This is a genomic window from Cellulosimicrobium sp. Marseille-Q8652 (assembly GCF_965112045.1).
In genome coordinates this window covers 188,692-200,873 of record NZ_CBCOPS010000002.1, presented here as the reverse complement: position 1 = coordinate 200,873, position 12,182 = coordinate 188,692, and the positions used below count along the sequence as shown (strand labels likewise).

The following is a 12,182-nucleotide window of genomic DNA, read 5'->3' as shown; positions in this document are numbered from 1 at the left end:
TCACGCCGTCGCACGCCGAGGGACCCGTCGCTCAGCCGGGCACGTCGCCCTCGCGGAGCGTGTCCCTCCGGACGCGGTCCACGGCGTCGCGGAGGTCGGCGACGTCGTCCGTCGTGAGGACGGGGACCTCGACCCCGAACCCCCCGCGAGAGCGACCCCTCCGCTCGCCGAGCGACGACGCCGCGTCCGCCCGCCCGCGTCGCGTGACGAGCCGCGCCGCGCGCCGCGCGGTGGTGCGGGCCCGTGACGCCACCCCGGCCACCTCGCCGCTCGGAGCACCCGCCGCGCTGCTGCCCACCGTGCCCGCCTCGCTGTCCGCCGGGGACGACGCCGGGGCCCCGTCCCCGGCGGGGGCGTCGCCGAGCCCGGCCTCCCGCAGGGTGGCGTAGCGCGCGTCGAGCACGCGCGACCCCGTTCCCCAGCCGTACATCTGGCGGTAGACGCCCCGCAGCGTGGACCTGCTCCGCACGTGGACGACCGCGTCCGGCGCGAGCACCATCTCGACGCCGGCCAGCTGGGCACGCCAGCACAGGTCGACGTCCTCTCCGGCACGCAGGTCCTCGCAGAAGCCACCCAGCGCGACGAACCACTCGCGCCGGACCGCCAGGTTGCCGGCCCCGGCGCACCACAGTCCCGGCATGATCGGGTTGCGCATGAGCCCGTCGTCCTGCTGCTGCCAGGACTGACCGCCGCCGAGCCGCGACCGGTCCAGCCGCCCGGCGACGAGCCGGTCGGCGGCGACGCGTCCGACCAGGGCGTCGAGCCAGCCCTCGGCGACCACGTCGTCGGCGTCGCAGAAGGCGACGACCGGCGCGCGCGCGGCGGCGACCCCGACGTTGCGCGCACCGCCCGGTCCGCGACCGGACCGGGCGTCGACGAGCCGCACGACGGGCCAGAGCCGCGCGGCGGCGGCCGCCACCTCGCGCGTCGCGTCGCGCGAGCCGTTGTCGGCGAGGACCACCTCGCCGTCGGCGGCGGCGACCTGCGGGCACACCGCCGCGAGCTGCTCCCCGAGCGTCGCCGCCGCGTCCCGGGCCGGGATGACGACCGAGACGCGCGGAGCGGGCGTCACCACGGCGGTCCGCCCTCCCTCAGCCCAGCTTCGCGCGGATCGACTCGGTCAGCTCACCGACGTCCTGGATGGAACCCATCTCCGCGTCGGTGAACTGCACCCCGAACCGGCTCTCGAGCGAGAACAGGACGTTGAGGTGGGCGAGCGAGTCCCAGCCGTCGACGTCCCCGGCCGTCGTCGACGGCGCCACCTCGAGGTCCGGTTGCGCGAACACCTCGCGGAGCACCTCGACCACGCCTGCCTCGACCTCGTCCATCACGCCTCCTCGATCGTCAGTTCCGGTACCGCCACCGCGCCGCCGCCGGTCGCACCGTCCGGGCCCGTCCACGCGACGAACGGCGAGCCGACCCAGGGGGCCGTGACGTCGAGCTCCCACCACTGCGACGACGCCGCCGCGCCGGGCGGCGGCTGCGCCGGCCGGAACCCCGCGTCGGGCAGGATGTCGCGCGCGGGCGCGTTGCGCTCGGTCGGGACCAGCTCGCCCAGGATGCGGGCACGGCCCTGCTCGGCGGCCCAGCGGTGCAGCGCGTCGAGCGCCGCACGCTCGGCGGTCCGGCCCAGGACACGGCACGACAGCACGAACGTGTCGATCACGAGGTCGTCCCCGGAGGGCACTGCGACGAGCACGCCCACGAGACCGTGGTCGTCGAACCGGTCCGTCACCCGCAGGCCCCAGACCACGGCGCCGGGACGGGCGGCGAGCTCGAGGACGTCGGCGGTCTGGTGCCGCCGCCCGGTGAGGTTGAGCTGGTTGGTCTTCCCGATGAGCTGGACGACGCGCGAGAGGTTCACCTCGTCGAGCGGCTCGACGCGGGCCGTCATGCGCAGGCTCGTGAGGAAGTCCTCCCGGGTCGCGGCGGAGCCCTCGAGGTCCGCGGCCTCGCGCCGGGCGCGGTACAGCTCCGTGCGCCGCGCGTCGTCGGCGGTCAGGCCAGCCGACTGCAGGCCCGGGAACGTCGCGACGGCCCGTACGTACCCGCTGGGCTGCGCCGGGAGCTCGACGACCCCCACCTGGGGCAGGAGCTGGCGGACGATCTCGCGCTCGGCCGGGTTGTCGTCGACGAGGACCAGCGCGTCCAGCCCCACGTCGAGCTGCTGCGCGATCCGTCGCAACGCCTCGGGCTTGGTGTCCCACGACGCCTCGAAGGCGACGAGGTCGTCCAGGCCGAGCCGCATCTCCGGATGCCGCTCGAACGGCAGGCGCGCGTCGGCCGGGTTGTTCTTCGAGCACACGGCGAGGAGGAGGCCCCGCTGACGCAGCGACCCGACGAACGTCTGGAGCTCGACGAACGCCTCCCCCGCGGGACCGTCCCCCAGCACGATCCCGCCGACGCCGTCCTCGCCGACGACCCCGCCCCACAGCGTGTTGTCGAGGTCGAGGACGAGCACCTTGCGTGCCAGGCCGAGCGCCCCGGCCAGCACGTCGAGCACGCGGCGGGCGAGATGGGGCACGGCGCCCGGCCCGACCGCCTGCTTCGCCGCGAACCAGTAGCGCGGGTCCGCCCACACGTCGGTGCCGACCTCCGCGGCGACCGCCTCGGCGTCGACCACGTACGCCCCGGGGTCCCCCGCGAGCGCCAGCTCGTCGTTGACCTGGCGCAGGAGCCGACGCCGCGCGCCGGGCGTGCGCAGGGCGACGTCACCGAGCGCGTCCGCGGACGGCGGCACGAAGGACGTCTGGAGCACCAGCGCGCGGCTGCGCGACCGGACCAGCTCCCAGTGCGCGCGCCACCGGTCGACCTCGCGGCGCACGTCCTCCTCGGGAGACGCGGAGAGGTCCGGCAGGCGGGCCTCGCGCTGGTCGACCGCGAGGAGCACGACGTCGGGGCGGTACGCGTAGGTGCCCGACGCCGGGTCCGCGATCTCCTGCTCGTAGGCGTGGTACGGCGCCTCGTGGACGTCGAGCGCGATCCCGTGGGCGAGCGCGGCCACGCGCAGCGCGGACGCGAGCGGACCGCTCGTGTGGGAAGCGAGCAGGGCGAGCCGGACCGATCGCCGCGCCCACGGCGCGGAGCCGTCCTCGCCGCGCGGCAGCCGTGCGGCGAGCCGGTCCGCCGCCACCCAGGCACGCGCGTCCGACGGGTCCTCCGCGACGCGGCCCAGGACCGCCGCGCACCCGGCGGCGTCGCCGTCGTCGGCGCGCCGGCGCGCCTCCGCGAGAAGGTCGGAGCTCATGTCGCCGACCTCGCACGCACGATCCGCGGCGGCTGCGCGAGCACGGTCGCGCCGGCCGGCACGTGGGTCATGACGACGGCGTTCGGGCCGATCTTCGCGTCGTCGCCGACGCGCACGGCACCGACGACGACGCAGCCCGCCCCGAGGGAGACCCGGGCACCGATGACCGGCGCCTGGCGGAGGAAGGCCTGCGTCTCGTCGCTGCCCGCGCCGATCGTGACGCCCTGCCGCACGACGCAGTCGTCCCCGAGCGTGGCGTGCGGGTGGACGACGATCCCGTGCTGGTGCGCGATGCGCACCCTCCGGCCGAGGCGCACCGTCGCGGGCAGCTGGATGCCGAGCACGTTGCGGACCACGAGGTAGGCGAGCTCCGCGACCGGGCGCAGGACCGTGCGGAGCGGCCGCGGACAGCCGGGTCCCGCCGCGAACGCGCCGAGCCGCTGCGTCGCCACCGCGTAGAAGCCGGGGGTCCAGAGCCCCTCGCTGTTGACGCGGTGGTCCTCCCGGACCAGCCGGACGAGCTCGCCGAACGTCCGGGGCGCGCCCGCTGGTGAGTCGGGGACCGCTCCGACGGCCTCACGTGCCACCTCGACCACAGCGTTCCCTCCGTCGACCGACCCCCCGACCGGGCTCCGGCACGGCCCCGTCTAGGGTGAAGGTAGCCGGTGGGAGCAAGCAGCGGCGAGGCTCCGAGGGGCTGAGATCGGCGCAGGGGCCGCATTTCACCCGCCGGTCGCCCCGCTCGCCGCGTCTGGGCGGGGATTCACCCGCGCTGCCCCTTCTGGGGCCGTGCGCGGCGTCGATACGATCCACGGAGATCGTAGGCAGCCCGATCGACGACGGACTCTGGGGGTGGACGGGCGTGGCCGGCACGCAGCAGGAGGCACCGCGCGTCGCCGTCGTCCCGGGCGACGGGTCGGGGCGTGCGCGCTGGATGGACGTCCTGCGCGGGTCGGCGATCCTGCTCGTCGTCCTGAGCCACGCGTCGGCGGTCCTCGGTGGCGTCGTCCGGGCGCCGGCGTGGGTGGAGACGGTCGACCTCTTCTTCGCCCCGTACCGGATGCCCGCGCTGATGGTGCTGTCCGGGATGCTCCTGCCCCGGGCCTTCGCGAAGCCGCTCCCGGCCTACTACCTGGGCAAGGCACGCACCCTGCTGTGGCCGTACGTGGTGTGGGTGCTCGTGCTCGCGGCCGTCGGTGGCGCCCCCGGGCCGCTGCTCGACCCGCGCACGTGGTACGCGACGAGCTACCTGTGGTTCGTCTTCTACCTCCTCGTGTACTTCACGGTCGCCCCGTTGCTGCGCCGGGCCCCGAGCTGGGTCGTCGCCGCCGTCGCCGTGAGCCTCGTCGTGGTCTCGGCGCCGCTCGGCGCCGCCGCCGACGGACGGACGAAGACGCTGCTGTACCTCGGGGCCTTCTTCGTCCTCGGCTACCTCCTCACGCGGCTCCCGGCGGTGCTCGACGTCGTCACGTCGAGACGCTGGCGACCCGTCGCGGCCGTGCTCGCTCTCGTGCCGGGCGTCGCCGCCGTCTGGACCGGCCGCTTCGAGCACGAGGGCCTGTGGGCGCTCCTGTCGTGCGTCGGGGTCCTCGGCGCGACGGCGCTGACGACCGCGGTCCTCGGTGAGCGCACGCGGGGGATCGAGACCCTCGGGCGGAACAGCGTCGTCCTGTACGTCACGCACTTCCCCCTCTTCCTCGTCGTCGCCGCTCTCCTCGAGCGGGCCGGCGTGGGTGCCCTGCCCGGACCCGCAGCGGTGCTCGTCGTCCTCGGGGGGTGGGCGCTGGCTGTCGCGGTCGGGGTCGTCTTCGTCCGGGCGCGCCGGCACCCCGCCGTCGGCTGGCTGTTCGAGTGGCCGGCCACCGCCGTCCCGCGCCGCTGGGCTCCGGCCCGTCCCTCCACCGCCCTCGCGGTGGCATCCCCCGTCGTCCCTGCCGAGAGAGCGTGAGATGAGCACCGACCCCGCCGACATCCCCGTCGTGATCCTCTGCGGCGGCATGGGCACCCGGCTGCGCGAGGCGAGCGAGCGGCTGCCCAAGCCGCTCGTCGACATCGGCGGCCGGCCCATCCTGTGGCACGTGATGAAGACGTACTCGCACTACGGCTTCCGGAAGTTCGTGCTCCTGCTCGGCTACAAGTCCGAGCTCATCAAGCAGTACTTCCTCAACTACCGCACGCTCACCGCCGACTTCACGCTCGACCTCGGTGCCGGCGAGCCGGCGGTGTTCCACACGAACGAGGTCGAGGACTGGTGCGTGACGTTCGCCGAGACGGGCCTCACGACCGCCACGGCCGCGCGCATCCATCGCGCCGCGAAGTATCTCGACGCCCCGCGGTTCGCGGTGACGTACGGCGACGGCATCGGTGACGTCCGCATCGACCAGCTGCTCGCGCAGCACGAGCGCTCCGGCAACGTCGGGACGGTCACCGGGGTGCACCCGAGCAGCCGCTACGGCGAGATGCACGTCGCGGGGGACGTCGTGACGGAGTTCAACGAGAAGCCGACCCTGGCGACCGGCTGGGTCAACGGTGGCTTCTTCCTCTTCGAGCGCTCGTTCATCGACGACTACCTCGTCGACGACCCGGACGAGATGCTCGAGCACCGGCCGCTGCAGAAGCTCGCGCGCGACGGGGAGCTCGGCGTGTACGAGCACACCGGGTTCTGGATGGGCATGGACACGTTCCGTGACTGGACCGAGCTCAACCGCCGTTGGGACACCGACGACGCACCGTGGAAGCTGTGGAGCTGACGTGAGACTCGAACCGACCGTGATCGACGGTGTGACGATCGTCGAGCTGGACCTCCTGTCCGACGAGCGCGGGTTCTTCGCCCGGACCTTCGACGCCGAGGTCTTCGCGGCAGCCGGGCTGCCCTCGGCGGTCGCGCAGGCGAACGTGTCCTACAACCGCCGTGCCGGAACGGTGCGGGGACTTCATCGGCAGGCGCCCCCGCACAGCGAGGGCAAGCTCGTCCGCTGCGTCGCCGGTGCCATCGCCGACGTCGCGGTCGACGTCCGGCCCGGCTCGCCGACGTTCGGCGCGCACGTTCTCGTCGAGCTCTCGGCGGCGAACCGCCGGGCGCTGTTCGTCCCGCCCTACGTGGCGCACGGATACCAGACGCTCACCGACGACGCCGAGGTCACGTACCAGGTGTCCGGTCCGTACGCCCCGGACGGCGAGGACGGGTACCGCCACGACGACCCCGCGTTCGGCATCTCGTGGCCGCTCCCCGTGCGCCTCGTCTCCCCCAAGGACGCCGCCTGGCCCCTGCTCGCCGACCGAGAGAGAACCGCCACGTGACCATCACCACCGACCTGCGCCTGGCCGCTCGAGCCGCCGAGGGCAGGCCGATCCGCGTCGGCGTGCTCGGTCCCGGGTTCATGGGCAAGGCGCTGATCCTGCAGATCATGACCGCGGCGAGCGGCATGACCGTCACCGCGGTGCAGTGTCGTGACCTCGCCAAGGGACGGGCCGCGCTGGAGTGGGCGGGCGTGACCGACGTCGACGTCGTCGACTCCGCGAGCGCCGTCGACCGGAGCGCTCGCGCCGGGCGCGTGGCCCTCACCCAGGACGTCGAGGCGCTGACCGCGGCCGACGAGGTCGACGTGGTCGTCGACGTCACCGGTGCCGTCGAGTTCGGGGCGGTCGCCGCCCTGAGCGCCTTCGAGCACGGCAAGCACCTCGTCCTCATGAACGCGGAGCTCGACGCGACGCTGGGCTGGGAGCTCGCGGGTCGCGCCGCGTCCGCCGGCGTCGTCTACACGGGGTGCGACGGCGACCAGCCCGGAGTGCAGCTGAACCTCTACCGGTTCGTGCGGCGCATCGGCCTGACGCCCCTGGTCTGCGGCAACGTCAAGGGCCTGCAGGACCGGTTCCGCAACCCGACGACCCAGCAGGGCTTCGCGGCGCGCTGGGGCCAGGACCCCCGCATGGTGTCGAGCTTCGCCGACGGGACGAAGGTCAACGTCGAGCAGGCGCTCGTGGCCAACGCGACCGGGATGTCGGTGCACCGCCGGGGTCTGCTGGGCCGCGACCACGACGGCCACATCGACGAGCTGACGAGCCTGTACGACGTGGACGAGCTCCGCGCGCTCGGCGGGGCGGTGGACTACGTCGTCGGGGCGCGCCCGGGACCGGGTGTCTACGTGCTGGGCGCGATGGACGACCCCCGCCAGCAGCACTACCTGGAGCTCTACAAGCTCGGTACGGGCCCGCTCTACTCGTTCTACACGCCCTACCACCTGTGCCACTTCGAGGTCCCGGACACGATCGCGCGGGCCGTCCTGCTGGGCGAGACCACCCTGCACCCCGCCGGTCCCCCGACGGTCGAGGTCGTGACGGTCGCGAAGACGGACCTCCCGGCCGGGACGGTGCTCGACGGCCTCGGGGGGTACCACTACTTCGGCGAGTGCGAGCGGGCCGACGTCACGGCGCGCGACGAGCTGCTGCCCGTCGGCCTCGCGGAGGGCTGCACGCTCGTCCGGCCGGTCGCACGGGACGCCGTGATCTCGTACCGGGACGTCACCCTCCCGCCGGGTCGTCTGGCCGACGCCCTGCGGGTGGCGCAGGCGCAGCGGCCCGCCGCGACGCTCGCCGCCTGAGCGGGGCGTCCGTCAGCGACCGGTGACGGCGCGACGGACGTCGCCCGCGACCCCGCGCCACCGCGGGGCCACCCAGCTGGACGTCACCGCCGCCAGCGAGCGTGCGGTCTCCCCCGCAGGCAGGCGCGACGACGTCACCGCGGTCCACAGCTGGGCCGCGAGCCGCGCGTGCGGGAAGTCGAACCGGACGTCCTTGCCGGGAGCGTGGAACTGCACCTGGCGCGCCCCTTGCGCCGAGTACTGCGTCGCGTGGCGACGCTGGAGGAAGAGCTGCTCGGGCACCAGGGCGAACCGGCCGCGGCAGGCCATCTCGGTGAGGAGCACGACGTCGTTCCCGATGGTCGGCCGCAGGCCCCGCGTGGTCCGGAGCGCCTCGGCCCGGTAGAGGCCGAACACGAGGTGCGCGGCCTGCGCGCGCAGGAACTCCGCGATCCGCTCGTGCGGCGTCGACCGGTCCCCGCGCAGACCGGCGTCGTCGAGGTCCTCGGTGATCCGCCCGTCGCCGTCGATGATCTGCGTGCGCGGGTAGGCGAGCACGACGCCGTCGCCGCCGTCCTCGAGCGCCGCGACGCAGGTCTCGAGGAACCGGGGCCGCAGGACGTCGTCCGCCGCGGCGAGCTTGACCGTGCCGCCCCGGGCGCGGCGCATCGCGTCGTTGAAGTTCCACAGCCCGCCCCGGTTCACGTCGTGGCGGACGTACCGGATGCGCGGGTCGTCGGCCGCGTGCGACCGGCAGATCTCCTGCGTGCCGTCCGTCGACGCGTTGTCGCTCAGCACGATCTCCAGGTCGCCGAACGTCTGCTCGCGCACCGAGAGCAACGTCTCCTCGAGATACCTCTCGCCGTTGTAGACCGGCAGGCAGACGCTGACCGGCGGCGTCGCGCTCATGCGCCGACGGGGTCGAGCACCTCGAGCCCCGGCAGGGCGACAACGAGCCGACCACCCCACCCCTCCACGTAGGCCAGCTGGTGCACGATCTCGTCGCGGAGGTTCCAGGGGAGGATCAGCACGTAGTCCGGCCGCGCGTCGGCGAGGGCCTCCTCGGCGAGCACGGGGATCCGCGTCCCGGGCAGGAACGTCCCCTGCTTGACGGGGTTCCGGTCGACGCAGAAGGCGAGGAGGTCCGGGCGGACCCCGCAGTAGTTGAGCAGGGTGTTGCCCTTCGCCGCCGCGCCGTACGCGGCCACGGTCCGTCCCTCGGCCGAGCGGTCGAGGAGGAAGCGCACGAGGTCGTCGCGGACCTTCGTCACGCGGGACGCGAACCCCGCGTAGCCCGACACCTCGTGCAGACCCGCCTCCCGCTCCTGCGCGAGCACGCGCTCGACCGCCGCCGACGGCGGGCCCGCGCTCTCCGCGGGGCGGGCCCACGTCCGGAACGAGCCGCCGTGCGTCGGCAGCTCCTCCACGTCCACGACCTCGAGCCCGGCCACCGCGAGCACGCGCTGCATGGTCAGCAGCGTGTAGTACTGGAAGTGCTCGTGGTAGATCGTGTCGAACTCGTTGCCCGCGATGAGGCGCGGCAGGTGCGGGATCTCGATCGCCAGCCAGCCGTCGTCCGCGACGAGCGCCCGCAGCCCGCGGACGAAGTCCCGGACGTCCGGGACGTGGCCGATCACGTTGTTCGCGACGACCAGGTCGGCCTTGCCGTGGCGCTCGGCGAGCAGCTCACCCGTGCCGCGCCCGAGGAACTCGACCTCCGTCGGGACCCCGCGAGCCACCGCCGCCGCGGCGACGTTCGCCGCCGGCTCGACACCCAGGCAGCGGATCCCGCGGTCGACGACGTGCTGGAGCAGGTAGCCGTCGTTGCTGGCGATCTCGACCACGAACGACGACGCGTCGAGGCCCAGGCGTCCGACGGCACCCTCGACGAACGTCTCGGCGTGCCGGACCCACGAGTCGGAGAACGACGAGAAGTACGCGTAGTCCGTGAAGATGTCCTCGGCGGGCACGTACGTCGGCAGCTGCACGAGCAGGCACCGGTCGCACACGCGGACGTGCAGCGGGTAGAAGGTCTCGGGCTCGTCGACCCGCTCGGCGGGGACGAAGCTCTGCACCGGCGGGCTCATCCCGAGGTCGACGAACGTCGTGACGAGCTCGGCGTCGCAGAGACGGCAGTGTCGCACGGTCATGCCGGCACCGCCGTCGGGTCGGTGAGGCGCAGGGTGCCGACGTCGAGCCGGCCCGTCGCGGCGAGCTCCTCGATGCGCCGGAGCCGGACGAACCGCGGCCCCTCGAAGTCCTCGACGGCGAGACCGCGCTCGCCGGCGTCCGCCCAGATCTCCCGGATGCCGTCGGGCACCGTCCACCGCGGCTCGAACGCCGGCAGGACCTCGCGGACCTTCGTGAAGTCCACGCGGTAGTCGCGCTTGTCGGGACCGGCCCCCGCGGCGAACGACACGGGCGCCCCGGTGATCTCGCTGACCTGCTCCGCGATGGTGCGGACCTGGACGACGTCCTCGTCGCGACCCACGTTGAACGCCTGGTCGTGGACGACGTCGGCCGGCGCCTCGAGCACCGCGAGGAACGCCCGGGCGATGTCCTCGACGTGGACGAGCGGCCGCCACGGCGACCCGTCGGACTGGAGCCGGACCTCCCCACGGGTGAAGGCGGTGCCCGTGAGGTTGTTGACGACGATGTCGGCCCGCAGTCGCGGCGACGACCCGTACGCGGTCGCGTTGCGCAGGTAGCTCGGCGCGAACGTGTCGTCCGCGAGCGCGGAGATGCCGTGCTCCGCCATGACCTTGCTCTCGCCGTACGGCGTGACGGGGTGGAACGCGCCGTCCTCGGCCACCGGCGCGTCGCCGCCGGCGCCGTACAGCGAGCACGAGGAGGAGAAGAGGAAGCGCGGGACGCCCGCCGCCTTCGCGGTGCGCGCCATGTGCACGGCGCCGTGCGCGTTCACGGCGTACGTCGCGTCGGGGTTGAGGTGCCCGAGCGGGTCGTTGGAGATCGCCGCGAGGTGCACGACCGCGTCGAACCCCTCGAGGTCCTGCGGCGTGACGTCGCGGATGTCCCCCGTGCGCTGCTCGTACCCGGCGACGGGCGGCCCGAAGTCGCACCCGTCGTACCAGCCCACGTCGAGCCCCACCACCTCGTGGCCGGCGGCCCTGAAGAACGGCACGAGCACCGCTCCGACGTATCCGCGATCCCCGTCGACGAGCACGCGCACGGCACTCCCCCTCCTCGTACTGCCAAGACGGGTCCGAACTTACTCACCCTGGAGCGCGGCGGAAGCCCCCGAGCGGGTGGAATTCGCGCGAACGTGCCCGAAAGCGGCCGACCGCCACGGATCGACCGGGTGATATCGGCTCCCAGACCTTCGATCCACGGGCGAGCAGGTCCACAATCGCGCATATGGACGGGACGAGCCGCGCGGCCGCGGAGGAGTTCCCCGAGGTCGTCGTCGTGGCGTACGGCGCACCGGAGCTGCTGCGGCGCGCGCTCGCCCCCCTGTCCGGGCGCATGCCCGTGACGGTCGTGGACAACTCCTCGATGCGCGAGATCGAGGTCGTCTCGCGCCGCGCGTGCTGCGCGTACCACGACCCGGGGTGCAACGGCGGGTTCGCGTCCGGCGTCAACTACGCGCTCGACCATCGGCAGGCTCCCGGCCGCGACGTGTTGCTGCTCAACCCGGACGCCGTCGTGCTGCCCGAGGACGTCTCGACCCTGCAGCGCGCGCTGAGCGAGCGGCCGGGCGCGGCGAGCGTCACCGCGGCGCAGCACGACGCCGCCGGACGGCCCTCGCAGGTGAGCTGGCCGTTCCCGACGCCGGCCCGGTTCGCGGCGGACGCCGTTCGCCTGGCCCACCGTCTTCGCGCGCCTGCTCGCTACGTCGTCGGCTCGGTGCTCCTCCTGCGTGCCCGGGCCCTCGAGGAGGTGGGCCGCTTCGACGAGCGCTTCTTCCTGTACTTCGAGGAGACCGACTGGGAGTACCGGGCCCATCTCGCCGGATGGACGAACGAGGTGGTCGAGGAGGCGACGGCGCTCCACGTCGGAGCCGGGACGAGCACGGACGACGCCCGGCACGAGCTCCAGGTCAACTCGTCGTTGGAGAAGTACGTCCGCAAGCACTTCGGGTCCCGCGGCTGGCAGGCGTCTCGAGCGGCCGTCGTGGTCGGCTCGTGCGCGCGTGCCGCCGTGCACCGGGGTGCGAGCCGCCGGGTCGCGCTGCGCCGAGCGGCGCTCTACGCACGCGGACCGGTCAGGGCCGCCCGGGCCGCCGGCGCGGAGGACCGCGCACGGCACGGGAGCCGCGGAAGTCGCCCCTCGGAGAGCGACCGCGCGGGTGATCTTGGTCCGGAGACGGCCGACGGCGCCGAGTCGTGGTGAACAAT

At 74.0% G+C, this 12,182-nt stretch carries 12 protein-coding genes; 5 read left to right on the top strand and 7 right to left on the bottom strand.

Annotated elements, in window-relative coordinates; genetic code table 11:
• Positions 1-31: 31 nt before the first annotated feature.
• From ACWPWV_RS10935 to ACWPWV_RS10920, 4 genes are read right to left on the bottom strand one after another with little or no spacing between them, the layout of a single operon-like run.
• Positions 32-1,075, bottom strand: a complete 1,044-nt coding sequence (locus ACWPWV_RS10935) for a glycosyltransferase (protein ID WP_454043017.1) — start codon at positions 1,073-1,075, stop codon at positions 32-34.
• Positions 1,076-1,091: 16 nt separating this feature from the next.
• Positions 1,092-1,328 (bottom strand): acyl carrier protein, encoded by a 237-nt coding sequence (locus ACWPWV_RS10930; RefSeq protein WP_454043016.1) that lies wholly within the window; start codon positions 1,326-1,328, stop codon positions 1,092-1,094.
• Complete coding sequence (locus ACWPWV_RS10925) at positions 1,328-3,247, bottom strand: HAD-IIIC family phosphatase (protein WP_454043015.1); 1,920 nt, start codon at positions 3,245-3,247, stop codon at positions 1,328-1,330. Before ACWPWV_RS10925 ends, ACWPWV_RS10930 begins: the two co-directional genes overlap by 1 nt.
• Entirely contained in the window at positions 3,244-3,834 is a 591-nt protein-coding gene (locus ACWPWV_RS10920; RefSeq protein ID WP_454043014.1) for a serine O-acetyltransferase, read from the bottom strand. The genes ACWPWV_RS10925 and ACWPWV_RS10920 overlap by 4 nt, the downstream gene beginning before the upstream one ends.
• A gap of 275 nt (positions 3,835-4,109) precedes the next feature.
• Here ACWPWV_RS10920 and ACWPWV_RS10915 point away from each other — a divergent pair, with 275 nt between their 5' ends.
• The 4 genes from ACWPWV_RS10915 to ACWPWV_RS10900 are packed head-to-tail and all read left to right on the top strand — an operon-like array spanning position 4,110 to position 7,848.
• The gene (locus tag ACWPWV_RS10915) at positions 4,110-5,195 is read left to right on the top strand and encodes an acyltransferase family protein (protein WP_454043013.1); all 1,086 of its coding nucleotides are present in this window, start codon (positions 4,110-4,112) and stop codon (positions 5,193-5,195) included.
• Position 5,196: 1 nt separating this feature from the next.
• Positions 5,197-5,997 carry a glucose-1-phosphate cytidylyltransferase gene (locus tag ACWPWV_RS10910; protein ID WP_454043012.1) on the top strand — a complete coding sequence of 267 codons (801 nt, stop codon included), beginning with the start codon at positions 5,197-5,199 and terminating at the stop codon, positions 5,995-5,997.
• 1 nt (position 5,998) lies between these two features.
• Positions 5,999-6,547: a dTDP-4-dehydrorhamnose 3,5-epimerase gene (rfbC, locus tag ACWPWV_RS10905; protein WP_454043011.1), complete on the top strand. Its 549-nt coding sequence runs from the start codon at positions 5,999-6,001 to the stop codon at positions 6,545-6,547.
• Positions 6,544-7,848, top strand: a complete 1,305-nt coding sequence (locus tag ACWPWV_RS10900; protein ID WP_454043010.1) for an NAD(P)H-dependent oxidoreductase — start codon at positions 6,544-6,546, stop codon at positions 7,846-7,848. The genes rfbC and ACWPWV_RS10900 overlap by 4 nt, the downstream gene beginning before the upstream one ends.
• Before the next feature lie 12 nt (positions 7,849-7,860).
• On the opposite strand, the gene ACWPWV_RS10895 is transcribed toward ACWPWV_RS10900, so the two are convergent.
• Genes ACWPWV_RS10895 through ACWPWV_RS10885 form a run of 3 tightly spaced genes read right to left on the bottom strand, consistent with a single transcriptional unit; the run spans position 7,861 to position 11,017 of the window.
• A complete protein-coding gene (locus ACWPWV_RS10895) occupies positions 7,861-8,736 on the bottom strand; it encodes a glycosyltransferase family 2 protein (protein WP_454043009.1) in 876 nt (291 codons plus the stop codon).
• Entirely contained in the window at positions 8,733-9,977 is a 1,245-nt protein-coding gene (locus tag ACWPWV_RS10890; protein ID WP_454043008.1) for a class I SAM-dependent methyltransferase, read from the bottom strand. Before ACWPWV_RS10890 ends, ACWPWV_RS10895 begins: the two co-directional genes overlap by 4 nt.
• Positions 9,974-11,017, bottom strand: a complete 1,044-nt coding sequence (locus ACWPWV_RS10885) for an NAD-dependent epimerase/dehydratase family protein (protein WP_454043007.1) — start codon at positions 11,015-11,017, stop codon at positions 9,974-9,976. The genes ACWPWV_RS10890 and ACWPWV_RS10885 overlap by 4 nt, the downstream gene beginning before the upstream one ends.
• 185 nt (positions 11,018-11,202) lie before the next feature.
• Between ACWPWV_RS10885 and ACWPWV_RS10880 the strand changes: the two genes are divergently transcribed.
• The gene (locus ACWPWV_RS10880; protein WP_454043006.1) at positions 11,203-12,177 is read left to right on the top strand and encodes a hypothetical protein; all 975 of its coding nucleotides are present in this window, start codon (positions 11,203-11,205) and stop codon (positions 12,175-12,177) included.
• Positions 12,178-12,182 lie beyond the last annotated feature (5 nt).